Annotated in this window: 21 protein-coding genes and 1 other RNA gene; 10 read left to right on the forward strand and 12 right to left on the reverse strand. The window is 62.8% G+C overall.

The genetic code is table 11. The annotated features are described in order from the left end of the window. Positions 1 to 144: 144 nt before the first annotated feature. The 3 genes from AB8A50_RS24405 to polA all read right to left on the reverse strand — a co-directional run bounded on the left by AB8A50_RS24405 (position 145) and on the right by polA (position 4,420). On the reverse strand, positions 145 to 780 hold the full coding sequence (locus AB8A50_RS24405) for a LysE family translocator (protein ID WP_439079181.1): 636 nt from the start codon (positions 778 to 780) through the stop codon (positions 145 to 147). Between the two features lie 172 nt (positions 781 to 952). Then, positions 953 to 1,240 (reverse strand): GIY-YIG nuclease family protein, encoded by a 288-nt coding sequence (locus tag AB8A50_RS24410; protein WP_439079182.1) that lies wholly within the window; start codon positions 1,238 to 1,240, stop codon positions 953 to 955. Between the two features lie 96 nt (positions 1,241 to 1,336). After that, positions 1,337 to 4,420 (reverse strand): DNA polymerase I, encoded by a 3,084-nt coding sequence (gene polA, locus AB8A50_RS24415; protein WP_439079183.1) that lies wholly within the window; start codon positions 4,418 to 4,420, stop codon positions 1,337 to 1,339. Between the two features lie 139 nt (positions 4,421 to 4,559). Between polA and AB8A50_RS24420 the strand changes: the two genes are divergently transcribed. After that, entirely contained in the window at positions 4,560 to 5,165 is a 606-nt protein-coding gene (locus tag AB8A50_RS24420; RefSeq protein WP_439079184.1) for a hypothetical protein, read from the forward strand. A 3-nt stretch (positions 5,166 to 5,168) separates the two neighbouring features. Here AB8A50_RS24420 and AB8A50_RS24425 read toward each other — a convergent pair whose 3' ends face one another. After that, entirely contained in the window at positions 5,169 to 6,233 is a 1,065-nt protein-coding gene (locus AB8A50_RS24425) for an acyltransferase family protein (RefSeq protein WP_439073373.1), read from the reverse strand. A gap of 294 nt (positions 6,234 to 6,527) precedes the next feature. Here AB8A50_RS24425 and hrpB point away from each other — a divergent pair, with 294 nt between their 5' ends. The 3 genes from hrpB (at position 6,528) to AB8A50_RS24440 (ending at position 11,431) form a co-directional block, all read left to right on the forward strand. Then, a complete protein-coding gene (gene hrpB / locus AB8A50_RS24430; protein WP_439079185.1) occupies positions 6,528 to 9,128 on the forward strand; it encodes an ATP-dependent helicase HrpB in 2,601 nt (866 codons plus the stop codon). A 141-nt stretch (positions 9,129 to 9,269) separates the two neighbouring features. Continuing rightward, entirely contained in the window at positions 9,270 to 9,788 is a 519-nt protein-coding gene (locus tag AB8A50_RS24435) for a TIGR02281 family clan AA aspartic protease (RefSeq protein ID WP_093759832.1), read from the forward strand. 143 nt (positions 9,789 to 9,931) lie between these two features. Then, entirely contained in the window at positions 9,932 to 11,431 is a 1,500-nt protein-coding gene (locus AB8A50_RS24440) for a phosphomannomutase/phosphoglucomutase (protein WP_439079186.1), read from the forward strand. Positions 11,432 to 11,491: 60 nt separating this feature from the next. Here the strand turns inward: AB8A50_RS24440 and AB8A50_RS24445 are convergent, their stop codons facing one another. The 6 genes from AB8A50_RS24445 to AB8A50_RS24470 all read right to left on the reverse strand — a co-directional run bounded on the left by AB8A50_RS24445 (position 11,492) and on the right by AB8A50_RS24470 (position 16,481). After that, on the reverse strand, positions 11,492 to 12,388 hold the full coding sequence (locus AB8A50_RS24445; protein ID WP_439079188.1) for a LysR substrate-binding domain-containing protein: 897 nt from the start codon (positions 12,386 to 12,388) through the stop codon (positions 11,492 to 11,494). Between the two features lie 10 nt (positions 12,389 to 12,398). Then, positions 12,399 to 13,433, reverse strand: coding sequence for a YeiH family protein (locus AB8A50_RS24450; RefSeq protein WP_439079189.1), 1,035 nt, complete (start codon positions 13,431 to 13,433; stop codon positions 12,399 to 12,401). A 142-nt stretch (positions 13,434 to 13,575) separates the two neighbouring features. After that, the gene (locus AB8A50_RS24455; RefSeq protein ID WP_089262825.1) at positions 13,576 to 14,085 is read right to left on the reverse strand and encodes an Lrp/AsnC family transcriptional regulator; all 510 of its coding nucleotides are present in this window, start codon (positions 14,083 to 14,085) and stop codon (positions 13,576 to 13,578) included. 78 nt (positions 14,086 to 14,163) lie between these two features. Further along, positions 14,164 to 15,096: a sugar kinase gene (locus AB8A50_RS24460; protein ID WP_439079190.1), complete on the reverse strand. Its 933-nt coding sequence runs from the start codon at positions 15,094 to 15,096 to the stop codon at positions 14,164 to 14,166. 18 nt (positions 15,097 to 15,114) lie between these two features. Next, positions 15,115 to 16,053, reverse strand: coding sequence for an NAD(+) diphosphatase (gene nudC / locus AB8A50_RS24465; RefSeq protein WP_439079191.1), 939 nt, complete (start codon positions 16,051 to 16,053; stop codon positions 15,115 to 15,117). A 5-nt stretch (positions 16,054 to 16,058) separates the two neighbouring features. Beyond that, positions 16,059 to 16,481, reverse strand: coding sequence for an HIT domain-containing protein (locus AB8A50_RS24470; protein ID WP_068732762.1), 423 nt, complete (start codon positions 16,479 to 16,481; stop codon positions 16,059 to 16,061). Between the two features lie 180 nt (positions 16,482 to 16,661). Here AB8A50_RS24470 and ffs point away from each other — a divergent pair. The 5 genes from ffs to AB8A50_RS24495 all read left to right on the forward strand — a co-directional run bounded on the left by ffs (position 16,662) and on the right by AB8A50_RS24495 (position 20,215). Then, positions 16,662 to 16,758, forward strand: an RNA gene (ffs, locus tag AB8A50_RS24475) — signal recognition particle sRNA small type. Positions 16,759 to 16,928: 170 nt separating this feature from the next. Continuing rightward, entirely contained in the window at positions 16,929 to 18,806 is a 1,878-nt protein-coding gene (locus tag AB8A50_RS24480; protein WP_089262821.1) for a DNA polymerase III subunit gamma/tau, read from the forward strand. A 21-nt stretch (positions 18,807 to 18,827) separates the two neighbouring features. Then, entirely contained in the window at positions 18,828 to 19,148 is a 321-nt protein-coding gene (locus tag AB8A50_RS24485; RefSeq protein ID WP_089262819.1) for a YbaB/EbfC family nucleoid-associated protein, read from the forward strand. A 1-nt stretch (position 19,149) separates the two neighbouring features. Next, a complete protein-coding gene (gene recR, locus AB8A50_RS24490; RefSeq protein ID WP_089262818.1) occupies positions 19,150 to 19,752 on the forward strand; it encodes a recombination mediator RecR in 603 nt (200 codons plus the stop codon). 16 nt (positions 19,753 to 19,768) lie between these two features. Continuing rightward, on the forward strand, positions 19,769 to 20,215 hold the full coding sequence (locus AB8A50_RS24495; protein ID WP_439073363.1) for a hypothetical protein: 447 nt from the start codon (positions 19,769 to 19,771) through the stop codon (positions 20,213 to 20,215). A gap of 11 nt (positions 20,216 to 20,226) precedes the next feature. Here AB8A50_RS24495 and AB8A50_RS24500 read toward each other — a convergent pair whose 3' ends face one another. Both AB8A50_RS24500 and AB8A50_RS24505 read right to left on the reverse strand, forming a co-directional pair. Continuing rightward, the gene (locus AB8A50_RS24500; protein ID WP_439079192.1) at positions 20,227 to 21,594 is read right to left on the reverse strand and encodes an AmpG family muropeptide MFS transporter; all 1,368 of its coding nucleotides are present in this window, start codon (positions 21,592 to 21,594) and stop codon (positions 20,227 to 20,229) included. A gap of 40 nt (positions 21,595 to 21,634) precedes the next feature. Further along, positions 21,635 to 22,849: a DNA recombination protein RmuC gene (locus tag AB8A50_RS24505; protein WP_439079193.1), complete on the reverse strand. Its 1,215-nt coding sequence runs from the start codon at positions 22,847 to 22,849 to the stop codon at positions 21,635 to 21,637. A gap of 231 nt (positions 22,850 to 23,080) precedes the next feature. Between AB8A50_RS24505 and def the strand changes: the two genes are divergently transcribed. Continuing rightward, positions 23,081 to 23,602: a peptide deformylase gene (def, locus tag AB8A50_RS24510; protein ID WP_175368577.1), complete on the forward strand. Its 522-nt coding sequence runs from the start codon at positions 23,081 to 23,083 to the stop codon at positions 23,600 to 23,602. Positions 23,603 to 23,607: the final 5 nt, after the last annotated feature.

Genomic DNA, 23,607 nt, shown 5'->3' on the forward strand with positions numbered 1-23,607 from the left:
TGCTACTCGCGTATTACTCAACGCGTGGTTCGACTTTCCGATCCGATAGACTGTTAGTGAGGCAGGCCCGGTATCCTGCCCCTCACCCGCGCGCAAAGCTGCGCGCGACCTCTCCCCGCAAAGAGCGGTGCGAGGTTAGGAAGATCACGCCTTCCGCGTTTCCAGTGCCATCCGCACGGCGAGGCCGGCGAGCACCGTGCCCATCAGCCAGCGCTGCAGTTTGAGCCAGGTCGGTCGTTCGCCGAGAAACAGCGCGATCGATCCGGCGCCGAGCGCGATCAGCCCGTTGACGCCGACGCTGATGATGGTCTGCGTCGATCCGAGCACCAGCGACTGTGTCAGCACGCTGCCGGCCGTGGGATCGATGAACTGTGGCAGCAGCGCCAGGTACAGCATCGCGATCTTCGGATTGAGCAGATTGGTGATGAAGCCCATGGCGAACAGCTTGCGCGGGCTGTCGATCGCCAGCTTCTTGACCTGAAACGGTGAGCGGCCGTTTGGCTTCAGTGCCTGCCAGGCCAGCCACAGCAGATAGGCTGCGCCGGCGAGCCTCAGCGCGTCGTAGGCGTAGGGCACCGCGAACAGCAGCGCCGTGATGCCGAAGGCCGCGCACAGCATGTAGAAGATGAAGCCCAGTGCCACACCGCCGAGCGACACCATGCCGGCCGCAGGCCCCTGCGTGATCGAGCGCGAGATCAGATAGATCATGTTCGGTCCAGGCGTCAGCACCATGCCGAGCGAGACGAGGGCAAAACCGAGCAGGGATGTGAGATGGGGCATGGGACCATTCGCTGGCTGGGAATGGTCGTTGTTTAGCCCATGGGATGGCGTCGAACCATTTCAGATTCGGCATCGCAGATAGTCGAAATCGTTTGTAACTCTCACTGGGCTGGTAAGCGGATGTGCCCACAGGTGTCATGGCCGGGCTTGACCCGGCCATCCATCGTCCGCGTCAGCGGACTATATCATGCCACAAGTCGCGCCAATCCGGATTCATCGACCGGATCAGATCGATTTTCCACTCACGCGACCAGTGCTTGATGTTCTTCTCGCGCTGGATCGCGATGGTGATCGAATCGTGCTGCTCGAAATAGACAAGGCGCGTGACGTCGTACTTTTTCGTAAAGCCTGGCACCAGTTTTTCACGGTGTTCGTAGATACGGCGAATGAGATCATTGGTCACGCCCACATAGAGCGTTCCACTCGGCTTGCTTGCCAGAATGTAAACCCAATAACTCATGCGAAGATGATGGATTGCCGGGTCAAGCCCGGCAATGACATTTTTATGTGGTAGCCGGTCGTGAACTACACGAGCCGGTGTATCTCACATCCGGCGTTAATGCGCCTCTTCCCAGTTATCCGCCGCGCGCGCATCGACATGCAGTGGCACCGACAGCAGCACCGCCGGGAACGGCGCGTCTTGCATCGTGTGCTGCACGATGGGCAGCGTCGCCGCGACCTCGTCGTCGGGGACTTCGAAGATCAGTTCGTCATGCACCTGCAGCAGCATCTTGGCTGAGAGTTTCTTCTCCGCCAGCGCGTCTTCCATCCGCGTCATGGCGCGGCGGATGATGTCGGCGGCGGTGCCCTGCAGGCGGGCATTGATCGCGGCGCGTTCGTTGAAGGCGCGGATCGAGGCGTTCGAGGCCTTGATGTCCGGGTAATGACATTTACGCCCGAACAGGGTCTGCACATAGCCGTGCTCCCGGCAGAAATCGCGGGTTTGGTCCATATAGGCGCGGATGCCGGGGAAACGCTCGAAGTACTTCTTGATATAGGCGCCGGCTTCCTCGCGGGGGATGCTGAGCTGGTTGGCGAGGCCGAAGGCCGAAATGCCGTAGATGATGCCGAAATTGATCGCCTTGGCGCGGCGGCGGATTTCCGCCGGCATGTCCTTGACCGGCACGCCGAACATTTCCGAAGCCGTCATGGCGTGAATGTCGAGGCCGTCCTGGAAGGCCTGTTTCAGCACGGGGATATCGGCGATCTCTGCCAGCAGTCGCAATTCGATCTGCGAGTAGTCGGCCGACACCAGCTTGTGGCCGGGTGCGGCGATGAAGGCGCGCCTGATCTTGCGGCCGTCCTCGGTGCGAACAGGAATGTTCTGCAGGTTCGGTTCGTTGGATGAGAGGCGGCCCGTGGTGGTCGCCGCCAGCGCGTAGGTGGTGTGAACGCGGTGGGTCTGCGGATGCACGTAATTCGGCAGCGCGTCGGTATAGGTCGAGCGCAATTTCGAGACCTGACGCCAGTCGAGAATCTTGCGCGGGAATTCGTGGCCTTGTTCGGCGAGGTCGTCGAGCACCTGCGCCGACGTCGACCATGCACCGGTCTTGGTCTTGCTGCCACCCGGCAGGCCCATCTTGCCGAACAGGATGTCGCCGAGCTGCTTGGGACTGCCGATATTGACCTCTTCGCCGGCAATCTCGCGGATTTCGGCTTCGATGCGCGCAGCGGTCTGCGCGAAGTCGGCCGAGAGTTTTGACAGCACCTGACGGTCGATGGAAATGCCGCGACGTTCCATGCGCGCTAGCACCGAGATCAGCGGTCGCTCCAGCGTCTCATAGACGGTGGTCATGCGCTCGGCCGCAAGGCGCGGCTTCAGCACATTCCACAGCCGCAGCAGCACGTCGGCGTCTTCGGCGGCATAGGCCGTGGCGCGGTCGATCTTGACCTGTTCGAACGTCAGCTTGCCCTTACCGGAGCCAATCAGTTCGCCAAAGGTCAACATGGCATGGCCGAGCCAGATCTCGGCGAGCGCATCGAGGCCATGGGCGTTGCGCCCGGCGTCGAGCGCATAGGACATCAGTTGCACGTCGTCATGGTTGCGCAGCGTGATGCCGTGCTGTGCGAGCAGCACCGCGGTGAACTTGATGTTGAAGCCGATCTTCAGCAGGCCCGCGGATTCCAGTACCGGTTTCAGCGCTTCAAGCGCATCGGCAGCCTTGATCTGGTCGGGCTCGAGATCGGCGGCGAACAGGCCTGCGCCGTCGCCGGACTGGCGATGGGCCAGCGGCACATAGCAGGCATCATTCGGACCGAGCGACAGCGCGATGCCGACCATATCGGCCTGCATCGGATCGATCGACGACGCCTTGCATTCGAATGCGACGTGACCGGTATCGAGGATGCGCGCGATCCATAGCTCGAGCTCTTTCAGGGAGCGTACAGGCTGATAGGTCTCGCGCTTCACTGGCATCTTGCGCGCGGCTTCGGCGCGGGCCTTGGCCAGCGAGATCGGGGTGAGGGCAGAACGGTTGGCGTGAACAAGTGCTTCGATATGAGCGCTGCTGCTCGACGGACGCGAGGGACTCCCTCCCCCCCGCGCGGAGCGAAGCTCCGCTAGGCGGGGGAGGGTTGGGGTGGGGGGTGAGCCAAACAGATCGCCCTCGCTTGTGGACCCCCCACCCCGGCCCTCCCCCGCAAGGGGGGAGGGGGCAGAGGCCGCGCTGCTCTTCGTCGCGCTGTCGGCCTCCACATCCGCCGGATCGATCTCGGCATATTCAGCGACGCGCCGCGTCAGTGTCGAGAATTCCATCGCCTTGAGAAACGCGATCAGCTTGCGCGCGTCGGGCTCGTGCACGGCGAGGTCATCCAGCGGCACGTCGAGGGCGACCTTGTCGTCGAGCAAGACGAGCTGCCGCGAGATGCGCGCCTTTTCGGCGTGTTCGATCAGCGACTCACGGCGCTTCGGCTGCTTGATCTCGCCGGCGCGGTTCAGCAGCGTTTCGAGATCGCCATATTCGGTGATGAGCTGCGCCGCTGTCTTGATGCCGATGCCGGGCACGCCCGGCACGTTGTCGACGCTGTCGCCGGCCAGCGCCTGTACCTCGACGACCTTGTTCGGCGGCACGCCGAATTTCTCGATCACCTCGGCAATACCAAGGCGGCGATCCTTCATGGTGTCGTACATCATGACCTGCTCGGTCACGAGCTGCATCAGATCCTTGTCGGAGGAGACGATGGTCGCCGTCGCGCCGCGTTCACCGGCTTCGCGGACATAGGTCGCGATCAGGTCATCGGCCTCGAAACCACCTTGTTCGATGCTCGGCAGGTCGAAGGCGCGCACGGCGTCGCGGATCAGCGCGAATTGCGGGATCAGGTCGTCTGGCGCCGGTGGCCGGTGTGCTTTGTATTCGGGATACAGCTTGTTGCGGAAGGTCACTTCCGACTTGTCGAAGATGATCGCCAGATGCGTCGGCCGGTTGTCCGGCGGCATGTCGCGGATCAGCTTCCACAGCATGTTGCAGAAGCCCAGCACCGCATTGACCTGCAGCCCGTCGGATTTGCGGTTCAGCGGCGGCAGCGCGTGATAGGCGCGGAAAATATAGGACGAGCCGTCGACCAGAAAGACATGGTCGCCCTTCGCGAGGGCCTTGACGGTGGCGGGCTTGGCGGCGGCTGTTTCTGAGGTTTTCGGCATGGCCGCAACTTAAGGATTTTCGCCGGAAATGACAGTCTGTCAGCCAGTCATCCCGCCGGTTTTTGTGATGCCGCCCGGCTTGCGCCGCGCCCTGTTCCATGTGCCCTTGCGCCGGTCATTGCCAATCGAAGGACCATTCATGCCCGAGCTCGCCGAATTGATGGACAAGATGAAGGGCGTGGAGGCCGAGATCGAGGCCGAGCTGACCCGCCGGCGGGAAGAGCTGCGCTTCCGTTTCGAGCGGCGCAAGATTGTCTTCGAGCAGGATATCGAGAAGCTGCAGCGCGCCATCAAGGTGGGCGCGTCGAAATACCTCTTCAGCGCCAATCCGCTGATCGTGTTGTCCGCTCCGGTGATCTATTCGCTGATCATCCCCTTCGTACTGATCGATCTCTGGGTCATGGCCTATCAGGCGGTCTGCTTTCCGATTTATGGCATCCCCAAGGTGCGGCGGCGCGACTATCTGGTGTTCGACCGGCATCATCTCGCCTATCTCAACATCATCGAGAAGGTGAACTGCGCCTATTGCTCATACTGTAACGGCGTGGCCGCCTTCGTGCGCGAGGTTGCCGCGCGCACCGAGGTCTATTGGTGTCCGATCAAGCATGCGCGCCGCGTGCTCGGCCCGCATCCGCATTATGTCGGATTTGCGGATTTCGGCGATGCGGAAGGTTTCCGCGCCAAAATTGAGGGCATGAAGGACGGCGTGAAGCTCGATGACGGAAGGTCGCCGACGGCGGTGTAAGTTCTACTCCGCCGCCTGCAGCGTCGCGCTTTTCTTCTTCGGCGCAATCCAGAACGCTGCCGGGCGCTCGAACAGGAAGTTCGCACGGACCATCAGCGCGAGCCTCCAGATCACCAGCGCGCCGATGACGCCGCAGAGCGTCACCAGTAGCGAGACAGTGCCGATGTCGAACGGGCTGAATTTCAGCAATAGCGCGCGGGATGTCGCCATCGGCAGGAAGAAGGCGAGATAGATCACGATGGAATGCTCGCCGAAGAAGCGGATGAAGCCGAGCCACTGCATCTTCGCCAGCAACGTGCCCATCACGATGATCGCGACCGCTCCGGCAAAGCCGAGCATCAGCGAGATCACTGGCCATTCGCTGCAGCCGTCATAGACGAGAGCGGCATTGACCAGCGCCCAGGCCGCAAGGCCGACCAGCGCCATCACTGGTTTGGCCCGCGCGCGATCGGACAGCGCGAAGACCTGCGTCGCGAACAGGTAGCCCGAATAGAAATAGACGAAGCGCGAGCAGAACTCGTCGATCATCGTCCAGCCGGTGCTGATATGCGCCATCTCCAGCGCGGCGGCGATGCCCCAGATCAGCAGCGGCGGCACGCGCCGCGCCAGCTTGGTGACGATGAAGAACACCGGCAACATATAGATGAACCACAGCGTGCCGAACGGCTCGATATAGGAGATCAGATAGAGATTGGCGACATAGGCCCAGCCGTGTTCGGCAGCAAAGCCGGGCGCCTTGAAGCCGAACTGGATGGTCACCCACAGCACGTAGAAATACAGGAAGTGGACGACCTTGCGGTCGAGATAGGTCCGCCAGTCGCGGTCGATGACACGGGCCAGAAAGAGCCCCGAGATCAGGAAGAAATCCGGCATCCGGAACGGCTTGGCGAAGGCCACCAGCAGGTGCATATAGCCGGTCTGGCCGGCTGCCAGTTCGACGCCCAGCACCGAATGCATCATCACCACCATGATGATGCAGATACCCTTGGCGTAATCGACCCAGTCGATTCGCTCGGTCCCTGACAGCGCCGCGCGATCGGCGACGGCGAAGGTGCCACTGGTGGTCATCGGTATCCCCTGTTCGGCGCTTCTTTTGGCGGGATCATGAGACGAGATCGGTTTCAATTGCCTTTCTCTGAACCCCAAATATGCCCCGCAAATGGTCGCGGCAGGGCGAGTTTGGCGGGGTGGTTAACGGGCGTTAAGGAGTGGGGGAATGGGACGCAACGTCCTCTCCACTGTCATCGCCGGGCCTGACCCGGCGATCCCATCTTCTCGCGAAGCAAGATGGATACGCGGGTCAAGCCCGCGTATGACACCTGAGATTGGTATGCCCCCCGAGAACATCGCGAAGATGACGATTTGACCCGAACCTTCGATACATCCCTGCCCATCGATGCTGTGCTTGACGACCTGTCGGGCGCGCTGAACGCCGGCAACGCCGCGGTGCTGGTGGCGCCGCCGGGCGCCGGCAAGACCACGCGCGTGCCGCTGGCTTTGCTCGATGCGCCGTGGCTGAAGGGGAAGAAGATCATCATGCTGGAGCCGCGGCGCATCGCAGCCCGCGCCAGCGCCGAGCGGATGGCGAAGACGCTGGGCGAGCGCGTCGGCGAAACCGTCGGCTATCGCGTCCGCTTTGGCTCGAAGATCTCGCGCAACACCCGGATAGAAGTGGTCACCGAAGGGATTTTCTCGCGGCAGATCCTCGACGATCCCGAGTTGAAGAATATCGGCGCGGTGCTGTTCGACGAATTCCATGAGCGCTCGCTGGATGCCGATATGGGACTCGCTCTGGCGCGCGATGCGCAAACCGGATTGCGCGAGGATCTGCGTATCCTGGTGATGTCGGCGACCATCGACGGCGCGCGCATCGCGAAACTGCTTGGCGATGCACCGGTCATCGCCAGCGAGGGGCGGGCCTATCCGGTGGAGACGCGCTATCTCGGCCGCAAGCCCGATATCCAGCTCGAGCGGCAGATGGCTGACGCCATCGCGACCGCCTTGCGTGCCGATCCCGGCTCGGTGCTGGCCTTCCTGCCGGGTGCCGCGGAAATCCGTCGCACGCAGAATTTTCTCGCCGAGCGCGTGCAGGACGCGTCCATCGAGATCGTCCCTTTATTCGGTGCACTCGATGCCGGCGTCCAGGACCGTGCCATCCAGCCCGCGCCCAAGGGACAGCGCAAGGTGGTGCTGGCAACCTCGATTGCCGAGACCTCGCTGACCATCGAAGGCGTGCGCATCGTGGTGGATTCCGGCGTCGCGCGCGTGCCGCGCTATGAGCCGGACATCGGACTGACGCGGCTGGAGACCGTGCGCGCCTCGCGCGCCGCCGTCGATCAGCGCCGCGGCCGCGCCGGCCGGACCGAGCCCGGCATCTGCTACCGGCTATGGGACGAGCCGCAGACCGCCTCATTGCCGGCCTACACACAGCCGGAAATTCTCAGCGCGGATCTGTCCACGCTGGTGCTCGATCTCGCGCAATGGGGCGTCAGCGATCCCGCACAACTGACCTTCCTGGATCCGCCGCCCGCGCCGGCGCTGAAGGAAGCGCGCGGCCTGCTCGGCGAACTCGGAGCGCTCGATGGCGATGGCCGTATCACCGAAGAAGGCCATGCGCTGCGCGCGCTGGCGCTGCCGCCGCGGCTGGCGCGCATGATCGTGGATTCGGCGCGCTTCGGCTATGGCGAGGAAGCTGCCGAGATCGCTGCCATCCTTACCGAGCGCGGGCTTGGTGGCGACAGTGTCGATCTCGATGTCAGACTCGATCAATTCCGCCGCGACCGCTCGCAGCGCGCCGGCAGCGCCCGGCAGCTCGCGGAGCGCTGGGCGTCGCAGGTCGAAGGCAACGAGCGCGGCGCTTCTGCTCCCTCCCCCCTTGCGGGGGAGGGTCGGGGAGGGGGGTCCACAAGTGAGGTCGGAGCGTGGGGCACCCCCATCCCCGACCCTTCCCCGCAAGGGGGAAGGGGGCTCGACCGCCGCAGCCCAACCTCGGATACGCTGACCACCGGCACTATGCTCGGCTTTGCATTCCCGGATCGTGTGGCCAAGAATCGCGGCAATGGCAGTTTCGTGCTCGCCAATGGCCGGGGCGCGTCGATCGAACAAAGTGCCGCCCTGGCGCGCGCGCCTTACATCGCCGTGGCCGAACTCACCGGAACCGCCGCCAATGGCCGCATCCTGCTGGCAGCGCCGATCGCGCAGGCCGATATCGAAACGCGCTTCGCCGATCAGATCGAGAATACCGACGATGTCAGTTTCGATCGGGCATCGATGTCGCTGCGCGGCCGCCGCAAGCGTGTGCTGCATGCGATTACGTTGTCGGAAGCGCCGTTCACGCTGAAACCGTCTGAAGACACCGCGCGTGTTTTCGCCGACGGTCTGGTTGCCGCGGGCATCGACCGCTTGCCATGGTCGAAGGCGCTGCAGCAGTGGCGGGGGCGCGTGATGTTTCTGCGTGCGTCGGAAGGCGACGCCTGGCCCGATCTGTCCGACACTGCGCTCGCCGCGGCGCGCGAGAGCTGGCTGATGCCGGCGCTGTTCGACAAGATCTCGCTGAAGGACTTTTCGGCGGGCGATCTGTCCGACGCCGTGATGGGCCTGCTGCCCTGGGATCTGCGCGCGCGGCTCGACAAGGAAGCGCCAACGCATTTCGAGGCGCCGACGGGGACGGTACTGGCGATCGATTACGAAGCCGAGCAGGGGCCGACCATTGCCGTCCGTCTGCAGGAATTGTTCGGGCTCAACACCCATCCGTCGGTCGCCAAGGGCAAGGTGCCGCTGGTGCTGGAATTGCTGTCGCCGGCGCAGCGTCCAGTGCAGGTGACGCGCGATCTGCCGGGCTTCTGGCGGGGCAGCTACCTCGACGTGCGCTCGGACCTGCGCGGCCGCTATCCGCGCCATCCCTGGCCGGAAGATCCGGCCAATGCGCTGCCGACGCGCCGCGTGAAGCCGCGCGGGACGTGATCATCAGGCAAAGTGCCGCTCATTAACGCTTCGCTCATCCTTTTCGCGAAAATAGCAGTCTGTAAGACCGTCCTGAACGGACGGTGGTGAGCCCGTGTGATGAACTCGCGGTTCCCCTGATTGCGTTCAGTGAGGTTGCGTATGCGTAGTATCATGTTCTTCGCGGCGATCCTGATCGGTCTGGGCACCGTGATGGCGCAGATGGCCGACAAGATGACGGCGACGACGCCGGCCATGGCGAAGGCGTCATCCCCCGCACCCACCACACAGGCCAATGCAAAGGCCGGTGTCCGCAGCCTGTCGATTGCGCGCGATGCGCGCGGTCACTTCCAGACTGAGGGGAGCATCGAGGGCCAGCGCATCGGCTTCATGGTCGATACTGGCGCGTCCGTCATCGCATTGAATGAAAAGTCGGCGGCGCGATTTGGTCTGCGTCCGTCGCGTGCCGATTATAACGCCACGGTGACAACGGCGAACGGAACGCTGAAGGCTGCGCGCACGCGAATCGCTGTCGTGCAGGTCGGTGAACTCACCGTGCGTGATGTCGATGCGATGGTGCTGCCCGATGAGGCACTGTCCGAGAATCTGCTCGGCCTGTCGTTTCTCTCGAAGTTGAAACGCTTCGAATATGCAAATGGCCGGATGGTACTCGAACAGTAGTACCTCATATCCCCACGCATTTACGCCGCAGCCCAATTCTAAACAAACTCGCATCCTTGAATGCCCATGCGTCTTCCCACAGGCGTGCGCAAAGGCTAAGCCTGCGCATTCAAGATTGATCCCAATTGATGCGAGGTCCTGCGATGTTTCCGAAGCCGAAGCCCTTGCTCGTGCCGAATACCTACGCTTACGAATCCGAGCCGATGGTAAAGGCCACGGGTTTTCGCGAATATGACGCGCGCTGGCTGTTCGGCAAGGAAATCAACCTGATGGGCATTCAGGCGCTGGGCATGGGGCTCGGCGCGCTGATTGCAGAACTCGGCCAGAAGCAGGAAATCGTCACCGGACACGATTTCCGTGGCTACTCCGCCTCGATCAAATACGCGCTGATGACGGGCCTGATGGCCGCCGGCTGCAAGGTCCATGATATCGGCCTCGCGGTAACGCCGATGGCCTATTTCGCGCAGTTCGATCTCGACGTGCCCTGTGTCGCCATGGTGACAGCCTCGCATAACGACAATGGCTGGACCGGTGTGAAGATGGGCGCCAGCAAGCCGCTGACCTTCGGTCCGGACGAGATGACCCGGCTGAAGGAAATCGTGCTCAATGCCGAGTTCAAGAACAAGGCTGGCGGCTCCTATCAATTCCACGAAAACTATCCGGCGCGCTATATCGCCGATCTCACCAATCGTCCGAAGCTGAAGCGCAAGCTGAAGGTCGTCGTGGCCTGCGGCAACGGCACCGCTGGTGCTTTCGCACCCCAGGTGATGGAAGCCATCGGCTGCGAGGTGATCCCGCTCGATACCGATCTCGATCACACCTTCCCGAAATACAATCCGAATCCGGAAGACATGGAGATGCTGCACGCGATCCGCGATGCGGTGCTCGAACACAAGGCCGATGTCGGTCTCGGTTTCGACGGTGACGGCGATCGCTGCGGCGTTGTCGACAACACCGGCGAGGAGATCTTCGCCGACAAGGTCGGCGTGATGCTCGCCCGCGATATGTCCGCGGTTCACAAGGATGCGACCTTCGTGGTCGACGTGAAATCGACCGGATTGTTCGTCACGGATCCGGTGCTGCAGAAGCAGAATGCCAAGACTACCTACTGGAAGACCGGCCACTCTTACATGAAGCGGCGTACCAATGAGCTGAAGGCGCTCGCCGGCTTCGAGAAGTCCGGTCACTTCTTCTTCAATGCGCCGGTGGGCCGTGGCTATGACGACGGCCTCGTCTCAGCGATTGCGATCTGCGAAATGATGGACCGCGCGCCCGGCAAGACCATGGCCGATCTCAAGGAGGCGTTGCCGAAGACCTGGTCGTCGCCGACCATGTCGCCCCATTGTGCCGACGAGACCAAATACGGCGTCGTCGCTGCGGTGGTGACGCATTTCGAGGATGCGCAGAAGAAGGGCGACAAGGTCGCCGGACAATCGATCCGCGATCTCGTCACGGTCAACGGCGTGCGCGTCACCTGCGAGGACGGCAGCTGGGGTCTTGTGCGGGCGTCATCGAACAAACCGGAGCTGGTGGTCGTTGTCGAAAGCCCGGTCTCCGAAGCGCGTATGCACGACATGTTCGAAGCCATGAATGTGGTGCTGCGGACGCATCCGGAAGTCGGCGCGTATAACCAGACGATCTAATTTCTGCTGTTATCGCCGGGTCAAGCCGGGCGATAACAGTTAGTGGAAGATCGTGCAGAGCTACAGTCGGGCTGCCTGATCCGCCGCAATCATCTCCGACATCTCCCTTGCCGCTTGCGTCACATAGCGCTCCTTGTGGCGCAGCTGGATGAAGCGCCGTGTCGGCAGCGAGGCCTTGATGGCGATGAGATCGCCGCTGCCGATCAAGGCGGCGGCAACCAGGCGTGAGATGATGCTCGCACCAGCGCCAGCCACGACGGCCGCGCAGACGGCTTCGTTCGATGGCAGCTCCATGGCAACGCGAATGTGGTCAGGCGCGATGCCTGATTGGTCCAGCACCGATTGCGCGATGGCGCGCGTGCCGGAGCCGGATTCACGCAGCACCCAGTTCGTCTCGGCGAACTGACCCGGCACGAGAGTGTGTTGCTTCGCCCATGGATGCGATCGGCCGACCACCAGCACAAGTTCGTCGTCGCCCACGGGCTGGGTCGCGAGTGCCGGATGGTCAACCGCGCCTTCGACGATGCCGAGATCGACTTCGCCGTCGCGCACCCAATCGGCCACCTGTTCGGTATTTCCGATGCGGAGGCTGAGGTCGATGCCGGGGAAGCGCTGGCGATAGTGCGCCATGATGGGTGGTAGAAAATAGTTGCCGACGGTCTGGCTCGCGGCCAGCGCAAGGGAGCCGCGCGTCATGCCGGCCATATCGGTGAGGACGGTCGTCGCGGCGGCAGCGCGTGCCAGCACGGCCCGGGCTTCGATCAGAAAGGCGCGGCCAATCTCGGTCAATTCGATGCGGCGGCCGACGCGGTGAAACAGCTGCGTCGCATAGCGCGTTTCCAGCGCCGCAATGGCGGCGCTGGTGGCGGATTGCGTGAGATGCAGACTCTCGGCAGCCCGCGTCATGTGCTCGTGTTCGGCGACGGCGACGAAGATCCGGAGCTGTTCGAGCGTCATGGCATCTCCATCATGTAGTCAGTTTCACCAGCATGAGGCTGAAGCCGGCAATGAACAGGAAGGCTGCAGCACCCAGCAGCAGCGGGCGCAGGCCCTTGGCGCGCAGCTTCTGGATATTGGTTTCCAGCCCCATGGCGGCGAGCGCCATGGTCAGCAGGAAGTTCGTGATCGGAATGATCACGCTCATAGCTGCATGCGGCACGTCAACGAGGCTATTCAGGATCACCATCGCCACGAAGCCGAAGGCGAACCACGGCATCGGCACCTTGGCACTGCCGGATTCCGCGCCGATGGCGCGTGCGCGCCGTGTCGCCAGCAGGCCGAGTGCAATCACCACCGGTGCCAGCATCATCACGCGCGCGAGTTTCGCGACGGTGCCGAATTCGCCGGCGTCGCGGCTGTGCTGGAAGGTGGCCGCGACCACCTGCGCGATCTCGTGGATCGATGCGCCAGCCCAAAGCCCGAAATGATGTGGGTCGAGCTGCAGCACGCTACCGAGTAGCGGATAGACGAACATGGCGATCGAGCCAAAGATGGTGACGCAGGCGACCGCGTAGGCGACATCCTCATCGGGCGCGCGGGTCACGGTGTTGGTTGCGATCACGGCGGACGCGCCGCAAATCGATGTGCCGGCGGCGATCAGTTCGACCAGTCTGCGGTCGATACCCATCGCGCGGCCAAGCCATGTGGTGAAGATGAAGGTTGTAAGGAGCGTCGCCGCGATCACCGCGAAGCCGATGCCGCCAACTTCCAGCAACTGCGCCGCGGTGAGCTGCAGGCCGAGCAGGATGATGGCGAAGCGCAGGATGCTGCGCATGGAGAAACTGATGCCGGCTTTGGCCGCAGCCGGCGCGCCGGATGTGTTCTGGATCGCGATACCGATGCCGATGGCCAGGATCATCGGACTGGCGAGGCCGATATAGGGGATTTCACGCAAGGCGAGTGCAGTGCCGGCGATGGCGCCGGTGAGCGCCAATCCGGGAAGAAGCGGGTTGCGAGCAGCAAGCGGGCTGGTGCGGTTGGCATCTTGGGCAAGAACGGTCATGGGCCAAACTCCGGTTTGGCCACATCCTCATGCCGTTTGACCAATAAATCTAATTGATCATTATTGTTGATTCAATCGAGTTATATGATTGATCTGTTTCGGCGTCGTCGCCCGGTCCGACCGGGCGACAGCACGGTATTCCTCAAGCAGCCGGCATGGGTGGCACTGGCAGGGCCGTCACCGACTTGATCTTCTCCATGGCGAAGCGCGAGGTGACGTTCTTCAAGGCCACGGCACTGATCAGCTTCTTGTAGAAGATGTCGTAGCTCTGCATGTCGGCCACGACCACGCGCAGCATGTAGTCGACGTCGCCGGCCATCCGGTAAAATTCCATGACTTCGGGCATGGCGCTCACGGCATCGGCGAACTTCTTCAGCCAGGCGTCGGAATGGTCGCCGCTCTCCACCGAGACAAACACCGAGATACCGAGGCCGATCTTGTTCTGATCGACCAGGGCAACCCGGCGGAGGATCACGCCATCGGCCTCGAGGCGCTGGATGCGCTTCCAGCACGGTGTCGACGAAAGCCCCACGCGGTCGCCGATCTCGGCCACCGACAGCGAGGCGTCTTCCTGCAGGACGGTCAGGATCTTGCGATCGATCGCATCGAGGCGGCGGGTGGATTCAAGGGGCTGGTCGGCGACATCGGTCATGGGAAGAACTTTGTTCTAATTATGGGGTCGAGTAACCTCATATATAGAACATTCTTCCAAAGCAAGCCCTGTACCGCCTCAGCTAAGGGCGCCGACCCTGGATTCCCTCAAAAGCTGTTCGACTTCAGCACGTTGCGGGCAGGCAAAAGCACCGCCATAGCGGGTGCATTTCAGGGCCGCGGCGGCGGAGGCGAAGCGCAGCGCCTCCGGTACCGACTTGCCGCCCGCGAATTCCAGCGCGAAGGCGCCATGGAAAATGTCGCCGGCGCCGAGGGTGTCCACGGTGTGAACGGGGAAGGCCGGGGTTTCCTTGGGATGTCCGTGCTCGTCGAGCCACAGGGTACCGCGCGGGCCGCGGGTGACGGCAAGGAAAGACGAGGTCAGCGTCGCCATCTTCTGCAGCGCCTTGAGATTGTCGGTGATGCCGGCGGTCGATTGCAGCGCATCGTCCGAGAAGATCAGGTGCGAGGAAGCGGTCAGCAGGCCCTCGCGCTGCGACAGCGTGCTGTCGATGTCGACGACGACGGGAATGCCGCGATGACGTGCCTCGATGCACAGCTCGGTGGCAAAGCCGGCGCAGCGGCTCTCGACCAGAATGGCGTTGCAGTCCTTCAACAGCAGGTCGTGGTCGGGCAGCTTTACCTTCCAGAGTTCGGGATCGCGAAAGGTGACGATGGTGCGCTCGCCCGAAGGGTCGATCATGACGGCCGAGATCGGTGTCACCAGACCCGGCATATGCACCAGATGCGCGGAGTCGATGCCTTCATTGGCAAGATCGTCGAACAGAAACTGGTCGGCGGTCTCGTTCTTGTCGCCCATCGGCCCGGTCATCGACGCCCGGCCACCCAGCCGGCTGACGCCGATGGCGGCGTTGAGCGCATTGCCGCCGATGATCTGGGCGAAACGTTGGGAGGGGAATTTCTGGCCACGCCCCGGGACGGCTTCGACGGCAAAGGTCAGGTCGCGAACCGGCAGGCCGATACACAATACGTGGACAGGCTTGGCACTCATGAAGGATTCCCCGTGTGGTCAAGCTTGGTCGGGATGCAGCCAGCGACCGAGCAGATGATGCGCGATGGCGAATGGGTGCGGCCCCGCGAGCCCGTCCGGGTGTTCGCGTTTCCACATCAGCATCGCCTCGTCACGGTCAAACCACCGGGCGTCCTCAAGTTCCATCTTGTCGACGGTAATCTCGTCGCTGATGGCGCGCGCCGAACAGCCGATCATCAGGGATGACGGGTAGGGCCAGGGCTGCGTCATGTAATAGGTGACGTCGGTACAGCGGATGCCGGATTCCTCGAAGATCTCGCGCTTCACCGCGTCCTCGATGGTCTCGGCCGCTTCGACGAAACCGGCAAGGCACGAATACATGCCCGGAGCGAACTGCTTCTGGCGGCCGAGCAGGCACTTGTCGCCCTTCTCCACCAGCATGATGACGACAGGATCGGTACGCGGGAAATGCTCGGTCTTGCAGCTCGGGCAAACGCGCTTCCAGCCGCCTTCGGCCATCGACGACTTGGTGCCGCAATTGGCGCAAAACCCATGGCGCTGATGCCAGGAGACGAGCGACTTGGCCTGTGCAACCGCCGAAAGCTGCTCCGGCGGCACCATACCCTGCATGGCCATGCCGCGGAGTTCGCTGACGACGACATCGTCGCGGGTCAGCAGCTTTTCCACTGCGGGTGCGCCGATGCCCATGCCGAATACGGCACCGCCATCACGCAAGCCGAGAAAGACGGTGCCGGGATTGGCGCCGAATTTCAGCGCCTCGTCGATGGTCAGCAGCGCGCGCTGGGCATCGCCATCCTTCTTCATGACCAGCGAGTCGCGGTAGATCACATAAGCGCGCGAGGAGCTTTTGCCCTCCAGCGCGAACAGTTTCTCGTCGCTGAAGCGCAGGTGGGCGGCGCGATCGAGCGTGTTGGAGACGAAGGCCGGATGGCCGAGCGGAAACATGGTGCTTGTCATGATGGTCAACCGAGCCAGATCTTGCGGCGGAGTTCTGAGATGAAGCGCTGCACTTCTGCCGCGTCATGGGCGAGTGGTGGCATCACGCCCCAGATCGGCCGCGGCCAGGCGGCATCGGTCTTGCGGCGCGCGATGATGTGGACGTGCAGCTGCGGCACCATGTTGCCGAGCGCCGCGACATTGAGCTTGTCGCATTTGGTGATTTCTTTGAGTGCGCGGCCGACGCGGTTGATCTCGGTCATCAACTGGCCCTGGGCGACCTCGTCGAGATCGATGATCTCGGTCGTGTCGGCGCGGCGCGGCACCAGCATCAGCCAGGGGTAGTGCGCGTCCTTCACCACCAGCACGCGGCTGAGGGGGAGGTCGCCGATGTCGATGGTGTCTTGTTGCAGCTGCTCGTGCAGCGACCAGGAGGAGGGAGCGGCCATTCTGACTCTCGATTAAGGCGTACAGCGTCGCAGGAAGCGGCTGCGCAGACAACTCCCGTCATGGCCGGTTTTGCGCGTCTGGACCACGTTTTCTTGCGACTTTCCTGCGCAAAACTTGCGGCGGACTTGCGACACGCGCCGCGCTTGCTTTCCGACCATTTTGGCCCCAAATAAGCACCGGGAGATTGGCGGTGGACGAGCCACTCGCCAATCGGGTCAGGTCCGGAAGGAAGCAGCCCTAACGAGATCCGGATCGGGTCGCTCGTCAGTCTCCTACTTGTTTTATCGAGCAAATTCAGCGTCCTGCACATGGGTCGTTAGCTCGGTGGGCGCCTTGTTCGATGAGTGAGGCAGCATCGAAGGCCGGAACCTGTGTCCCGTTCCGCCTATGATGCGCCAGATGTTCCGCAAGCCGGCTTTACGAGACAACACATTGCGGATTCCTCGATGACCGACGCTGGCACGTCCCCTCCTGATGATCACCAGAGCGGTTTCGATATGGGCGCTGCCCCGGCGCCTGCTGCCGCCACGCCCTATCGCGTGCTCGCGCGTAAATACCGCCCCGGCAGTTTCGACGATCTGATCGGCCAGGAAGCGCTGGTCCGCACCGTCTCCAATGCGTTCGAGACCGGCCGCATTCCGCAGGCCTGGATCCTTACCGGTGTCCGCGGTGTCGGCAAGACGACGACGGCGCGTATTCTGGCGCGCGCGCTGAATTATGAAATGGCCGATGGCTCGGTCAAAGGCCCGACCATCCATATGCCGACGCCGGGCATCCATTGCCAGGCGATCATGGAAAGCCGGCATATCGACATTCTCGAAATGGACGCCGCGAGCCATACCGGCGTCGACGATGTCCGCCAGATCAATGACAGCGTGCGCTATGCGCCCTCCAGCGCGCGCTACAAGGTCTACATCATCGACGAAGTCCACATGCTGTCGACCGCGGCCTTCAACGCGTTCCTGAAGACGCTGGAAGAGCCGCCGGAACACGCCAAGTTCGTGTTCGCCACGACCGAAATCCGTAAGGTGCCGGTGACGGTGCTGTCGCGCTGTCAGCGCTTCGACCTGCGCCGCGTCGATGCCGACGTGCTGATGTCGCATCTGTCGAACATCGCGGGCAAAGAGAATGTCGAGGTCGAGCCGGAAGCGCTGGGCATCATCGCCCGCGCTGCTGAAGGCTCGGTGCGCGATTCGCTGTCGCTGTTCGATCAGGCCATTGCGCATGCCGCGGGCACCGTGCGCGCCGATGCCGTCCGACAGATGCTCGGCCTTGCTGACCGCACCCGCGTGATCGACTTGTTCGATTCGCTGGCGCGCGGTGACATCGCCAGTGCATTTAAGGAATTTCGCGAACAATACGACGTCGGCGCTGATCCGATTGTGGTGCTGAGCGATCTTGCCGAATTCGTCAATTTCGTCACCCGCGTGAAGATCGTGCCGGCAACCGCCGACAATGTCGCGTTTGGAGAGACCGAACGTCTGCGCGCGCGCGATTTCGCCTCGAAGCTGTCGATGCGGGTGCTGTCGCGGATGTGGCAGATGCTGCTCAAGGGCATCACCGAGGTGCAGGGCGCGACGCGTCCCGCCGCCGCCGCAGAGATGGTGCTGGTGCGCATCGCTTACGTCGCCGATCTGCCGACGCCGGATGAAGCGATCCGGATGCTCGACCAGAATGGCGGGACGTCGCCGATGATCCCAACGAATGGTGGAGGCCGTGCCGCGCCATCGTCCGCTCCGTCTGCATCTTTGCCGTCAGCGCAGATGCCGTCCGCCATGCCGACGATGTCAGCGAGTGCGTCGCGTGGTCCGACCATGCAGCGCGGCGGCGCGGAACCATCGCCGCGGCCGCAAGTCGGCATGGCGGATGCACCGCCCGCAGCGGTGCTGAAGATTTCGACCTTCCCTGAACTCGTCGCACTGGCCGGCGAGAAACGCGACCTGATGGTGCGCGGGGCGCTCGAAGCCGATGTGCGCCTGATCAAGATCGAAGACGGGCGGCTTGAGCTGGCGATGGAGCGCACGGCGTCGCGCACGCTGATCAACGATCTGTCGCGGAAGCTCGAACAGTGGACCGGCCGGCGTTGGGCCGTGATCGTGTCCAACGAGCAGGGACAGCCGACGCTGCGCGATCAGCAGCTCGAGCAGAAGAATGAGCGCCAGCGTGCGGCGGAAGCCGATCCGCGGGTCAAGGAAGTGCTGGCACGGTTTCCGCGTGCGAAGGTCGAGGTTCGTGTCATCGCCCCTGAGCCGCCGGACTTCAACGGCAGCGATAGCGACCTGATCAGCGATGATGCGACCGACGGTCTCAACGACGACGATTAATCGAACTGCGAAGGAAAACTCATGGCTGATTTTCTCGGCATGATGAAACAGGCAGCGCAGCTGCAATCAAAGATGAAGGCGATGCAGGACGAGCTCGACCATGTCGAGGTCGAAGGTATCTCCGGCGGTGGCCTCGTGTCCGTGCGGATGACCGCGAAGACCGAAGTGAAGGCCGTGAAGATCGACCCGTCGCTGGTCAAAGCCGATGAAGTCGAGATTCTAGAAGATCTGCTGGTGACTGCATTGGGCGATGCGCGCCGCAAGGCGGAAGCTGCGATGCAAGAGAAGATGCAGGCGCTGACCGGCGGTCTCGGTCTGCCGCCGGGGATGGGCCTTACCTGAGATGGCATCCACGGCCGGTCCGGAAATCGAGCGCCTGATTCAACTGCTGGCGCGGCTGCCCGGTCTTGGCCCGCGCTCGGCCCGGCGTGCCGCGCTGCATCTGATCAAGAAGCGCGAGGCGCTGATGACGCCGCTGGCCGGTGCCTTGCAGGTGGCGATCGACCGGATTCAGGTCTGCAAGGTCTGCAGCAATATCGATACGCAGAATCCCTGCACGATCTGCACGGACCCGCGCCGCGATCCCTCGACCATCGTGGTGGTCGCCGATGTCGCGGACTTGTGGGCGCTCGAACGCGCCCATGCGACGACGGGCAAATATCATGTATTGGGTGCAACGCTGTCGCCGCTCGACGGCGTCGGACCGCAGGATCTGACCATCGACGCGCTGGTGTCACGTGCGCATGATTCAGAGGTGAGCGAAATCATCCTGGCGCTGAATGCGACGGTTGATGGGCAGACCACGGCACATTACATCACCGACCTCCTGCAGGAGGCCAATGTGAAGGTGACGCGGCTGGCACATGGCGTGCCGGTTGGTGGTGAACTCGATTATCTCGACGAAGGCACGCTGTCGGCAGCAATGCGACAGCGGACGCTGTTTTAAGACTGGAAGAGCATTGATGACACGATATGACTTGAAGGCTTTGCCGACCTGGGCCGCTGCGATTTGTGCGGCCGGCCTGTTTGCTACGGCCGCCAGCGGCGCGACCGAAACGCCGGCTGCGCCTGCGACGCCGGTGGCACCGAAGACGATGAAGATCGGCGATGTGCTGACCGGGCAGCTCAACGCCATGCGCAGCCGCGATGCCAAGGGCAAGCGCACCAATGTGTATCAAGTGGTCAGCGAGCCGCGTCGGCTGCCGGCGCCTGCAGGGCTGTGCAATCTTGAGACCGGACCTGAGACGTTCGAGATCGTCGTTGCCAATGACGTGCAGGCCACGCAGCTGAAGAAGCTTGTCGGCAAGGAAGTTGCGCTCAAGGTTGCTGAAGTCACCTGCGCCGAGCAGGCCGGGCAGATGAGTGAAGCGCTGGTGACGAAATGGAGCGTGGTGACGAAGCCGAACTGAGTTCGCTTCGGTTAAACCCGCACTGGCCCCAGCATTTCGAAATGCGCGCGGCGCTGCAGCCAGATCAGCAAGATCAGGCTCGGTACCGCGACCACCACGCTGATGACGAAGAACATCGGCCATCCCGTCGCTTGCGCAACGTAACCTGCGCCTGCTGACAGATAGGTCCGCCCCACCGCAGCGAGCGCTGTGAGTAGCGCATATTGCGTGGCGGTGTGCAGCGGGTTTTTGCACAGCGCCGAAAGGTAGGCGACGAAGATCACCGTGCCGATGGCGCTTGTAAAGTTCTCGACCGAGATGGCCAGTGCCAGCGCCCATTGATTGACGCCGACGATGGCGAGCCATGAGAAGGCGAGATTGGACAGTGCCTGTAACACAGCGCCGATCCACAGGCTCGCCGCCAGTGAATAGCGCCGCGCGACAAAACCTCCAGCGAAGCCGCCGATCAGCGTGGCGGCAAGGCCGACGCCTTTGACGATGGCGGCATAGTCGTTGCGGGTGAAGCCGAGATCAATCACGAACGGCGCCGTCATGGTGCCGGAAAATGCGTCGGTGAATTTGAACAGCACCACGAACGCCAGCGCGGCCCAGGCGTCCTTGCGGGCCAGGAATTCGGAGAACGCGCCGATTGCGGCCTGCAGCACGCGATTGAAGGCGCTCTCGCCGCGTGTGGCCGCTTCGGCCTGCGCGGATTGCTCGGGCTCGGTGGCCGCAAGCGCTGTGACCGTGCCGATCAGCACCATCGCCGCCATTGCCACATAGCCCCACATCCAGGCGGTGGAGCGCGCGATGCCCGTGCTCTCGAAGGCGCTGACCAGAAACAGCACGCCGGCGGTCGAGATCAGCATGCCGATGCGATAGGCCGCGACATAGGACGCCATGCCGGCCGCCTGTTCGCTCTCCGGCAGGCTTTCGACACGAAACGCATCGACAACGATGTCCTGTGTCGACGACATCGCGGCGACCAGTAGCGCGCCGAGGGCGACGAACAGTGGCGAGCGGGCGGGGTCGGTGAGCGCCAGCAGCAGGATCGCGCCGATCAGCAGCAGTTGTGAAAATACCAGCCAGCCGCGGCGGCGGCCGAACTGTCGCGTGAAGAACGGCACATGCAGCGCGTCGACCAGCGGCGCCCAGAGGAATTTGAGCGTGTAGGGCGTGCCGACGAGGGCGAACAACCCGATGGTACCGAGATCGACGCCGGATTCGCGCATCCACACCAGCAGCGTGGAACCGGACAATGCAAGCGGCAGACCCGACGACAGGCCAAGCAGCAGCACAATCAGCACCCGCGGCTGCAGATACACCGCCATGCTCTCGCGCCAGGTGGCACGGGGCTTCAAGGCGAGGGCGGCTTCGGACGAGTCAGGCGCGCTGGTCATGGGGAAGGGTTAGCAGATTCGGGGGAAAGCGGCCTGTGGCCTATTCCCCTGCCTGAATCTTGCGCGGCAGTGGCGCGAACATGTCGGGGGCGGCGGTCTTCGCGATGACCGGGGCTACCTCGGCCGCCGGCTCGCTCTTGCTGAAATCCAGTTCCTCGATGCGGCCGGCGCGCTTCTCGATCTTGTCGGCGGAGATCAGGATCTGGCGGACGTCCTCATTGGCCTGCCCGAAATGCGTCTGCAGCTTCATCACGCGATCGCGCAACCGGGTGAGGTCGTCGCCCAGATTCAGTACCTCGGTGCGGATCTGGTCGGCGGCGTCGCGCATCCGCGCGTCCTTCAGGATTTGCTGCATCACCTGGATAGCCAGCATCAGCAGCGAGGGGGAAACCAGCACGACGCGGGCGCGATAGGCCTTCTGGATGATGTCGTCGAAGCCGTCATGGATTTCCGCATAGACGGATTCCGACGGCACGAACATCAGCGCCGTATCCTGCGTCTCGCCGGCAACCAGATACTTCTCGGCGATGTCGGTGACATGTTTCATCACGTCCGCGCGCAAGCGCTGCGCCGCGTATTTCTTCTCCTCGTCGCTGCGCGCGTCATGCAGCGCCGTGACGGCCTCCAAAGGGAATTTCGCATCGATGCACAGTGGACGCTGATCCGGCAGGAAGATCACGCAGTCCGGCCGTTTGCCCGACGATAGCGTGTGCTGGAACGCATAGGCGCCGCTCGGCATGCCGTCCTTGACGATGCTTTCCATCCGCGCCTGACCGAAAGCGCCGCGCGACTGCTTGTTGGCGAGCACGTCGCGGAGCGTCGTCACCTGCGAGGTGAGGTCAGTGAGGTTCTTGTGGGCGTTGTCGATGATGCCCAACCGCTCATGCAGCGCGCTCAGGCTTTCCATCGTGTTGCGTGTGGTCTGTTCCATGGATTGGCCGACGCGATGGGTCACGGAGTCCAGTCGCTCGGACACCGCGCGTGCCATGTCGGCCTGACGGCCTGCCAAGGCCTGGCCCATGGCGTCGACGCGGCCGGTGGCTTCGTTCTGTGCTTTCAGCACTTCGCTGAGGCGTTCTTCCAGTTCGTCGGCGCGGATCGCCTGGGCCATGGCCATGGCGGCGCCGCGGCTACCGGAGCGAGCGATGATGATGGCGATGGTGAGCAGCAAACCCAGCGCCAGAGCACTGAAGCCCATCAATGCCACGCCGGCGGTGACCGGCATGTCGCCGATCATGAAAAGAATCTCGTTCATCCCATCCTTGTAGCCGATTCGGTCGGTTGCGCGAACGAAGAGGGAACATTTATGGTTAATGCAAAATGAATTTTCCTGGTTAACCCAAGCCTAAGAAATGTGGTTAAGCAGGCCTTAACCAACATGGTTAACCGCGCCTCAATTTTCATGGTTAGCGGGGAGTTAACGTCCTTCAAAGTCCAGCTTTTCCAGCGGATTGACCCGGACCGGCGCGCAGATTAAATCGCCGCCATGGCCATTCGTGAAATCATTATCCTGCCCGACAAACAGTTGCGGCTGATCTCCAAACCAGTCGAGAAGGTGACGTCGGAGGTGCGCAAGCTCGCCGACGACATGTTCGAGACGATGTATGACGCACCCGGGATCGGGCTGGCGGCGATCCAGATCGCGGTTCCGCTGCGGCTGATCACCATGGACATCGCCAAGAAGGACGATGAGGAGGACGGCAAGAAGCCGCGTGTCTTCATCAATCCGGAGGTCATCTCGGCCTCGGAAGAGCTCTCGGTCTATGAAGAGGGCTGTCTGTCGATCCCCGAATATTACGAGGAAGTGGAACGTCCGGCGACGGTACGGATCCGCTATATGGACCTCGACGGCAAGACCATCGAGGAAGAGGCTTCTGGCCTGTTCGCGACCTGCATTCAGCACGAGATCGACCATCTCAATGGCGTGCTGTTCGTCGATTACCTTTCGAAGCTGAAGCGCGACCGCGTGCTGAAGAAGTTCACCAAGCTCGCCAAGCGCGCGGAGTAGTTTCT

The organism is Tardiphaga sp. 841_E9_N1_2 (assembly GCF_051811065.1).
In the GTDB taxonomy this organism is placed as follows: Bacteria; Pseudomonadota; Alphaproteobacteria; order Rhizobiales; family Xanthobacteraceae; genus Tardiphaga; species Tardiphaga robiniae.

Excerpts from the sequence above, each read along its gene's own strand:
- AB8A50_RS24485 (WP_089262819.1), top strand. The coding sequence starts at position 18,828 with ATGGCTGATTTTCTCGGCATGATGAAACAGGCAGCGCAGCTGCAATCA.
- AB8A50_RS24455 (WP_089262825.1), bottom strand. The coding sequence starts at position 14,085 with ATGACCGATGTCGCCGACCAGCCCCTTGAATCCACCCGCCGCCTCGAT.
- AB8A50_RS24495 (WP_439073363.1), top strand. The coding sequence starts at position 19,769 with ATGACACGATATGACTTGAAGGCTTTGCCGACCTGGGCCGCTGCGATT.
- AB8A50_RS24480 (WP_089262821.1), top strand. The coding sequence starts at position 16,929 with ATGACCGACGCTGGCACGTCCCCTCCTGATGATCACCAGAGCGGTTTC.
- AB8A50_RS24420 (WP_439079184.1), top strand. The coding sequence starts at position 4,560 with ATGCCCGAGCTCGCCGAATTGATGGACAAGATGAAGGGCGTGGAGGCC.
- AB8A50_RS24405 (WP_439079181.1), bottom strand. The coding sequence starts at position 780 with ATGCCCCATCTCACATCCCTGCTCGGTTTTGCCCTCGTCTCGCTCGGC.
- def (WP_175368577.1), top strand. The coding sequence starts at position 23,081 with ATGGCCATTCGTGAAATCATTATCCTGCCCGACAAACAGTTGCGGCTG.
- AB8A50_RS24410 (WP_439079182.1), bottom strand. The coding sequence starts at position 1,240 with ATGAGTTATTGGGTTTACATTCTGGCAAGCAAGCCGAGTGGAACGCTC.
- AB8A50_RS24445 (WP_439079188.1), bottom strand. The coding sequence starts at position 12,388 with ATGACGCTCGAACAGCTCCGGATCTTCGTCGCCGTCGCCGAACACGAG.
- AB8A50_RS24500 (WP_439079192.1), bottom strand. The coding sequence starts at position 21,594 with ATGACCAGCGCGCCTGACTCGTCCGAAGCCGCCCTCGCCTTGAAGCCC.
- recR (WP_089262818.1), top strand. The coding sequence starts at position 19,150 with ATGGCATCCACGGCCGGTCCGGAAATCGAGCGCCTGATTCAACTGCTG.
- AB8A50_RS24425 (WP_439073373.1), bottom strand. The coding sequence starts at position 6,233 with ATGACCACCAGTGGCACCTTCGCCGTCGCCGATCGCGCGGCGCTGTCA.
- AB8A50_RS24450 (WP_439079189.1), bottom strand. The coding sequence starts at position 13,433 with ATGACCGTTCTTGCCCAAGATGCCAACCGCACCAGCCCGCTTGCTGCT.
- AB8A50_RS24470 (WP_068732762.1), bottom strand. The coding sequence starts at position 16,481 with ATGGCCGCTCCCTCCTCCTGGTCGCTGCACGAGCAGCTGCAACAAGAC.
- nudC (WP_439079191.1), bottom strand. The coding sequence starts at position 16,053 with ATGACAAGCACCATGTTTCCGCTCGGCCATCCGGCCTTCGTCTCCAAC.
- AB8A50_RS24440 (WP_439079186.1), top strand. The coding sequence starts at position 9,932 with ATGTTTCCGAAGCCGAAGCCCTTGCTCGTGCCGAATACCTACGCTTAC.
- AB8A50_RS24435 (WP_093759832.1), top strand. The coding sequence starts at position 9,270 with ATGCGTAGTATCATGTTCTTCGCGGCGATCCTGATCGGTCTGGGCACC.
- AB8A50_RS24505 (WP_439079193.1), bottom strand. The coding sequence starts at position 22,849 with ATGAACGAGATTCTTTTCATGATCGGCGACATGCCGGTCACCGCCGGC.
- polA (WP_439079183.1), bottom strand. The coding sequence starts at position 4,420 with ATGCCGAAAACCTCAGAAACAGCCGCCGCCAAGCCCGCCACCGTCAAG.
- AB8A50_RS24460 (WP_439079190.1), bottom strand. The coding sequence starts at position 15,096 with ATGAGTGCCAAGCCTGTCCACGTATTGTGTATCGGCCTGCCGGTTCGC.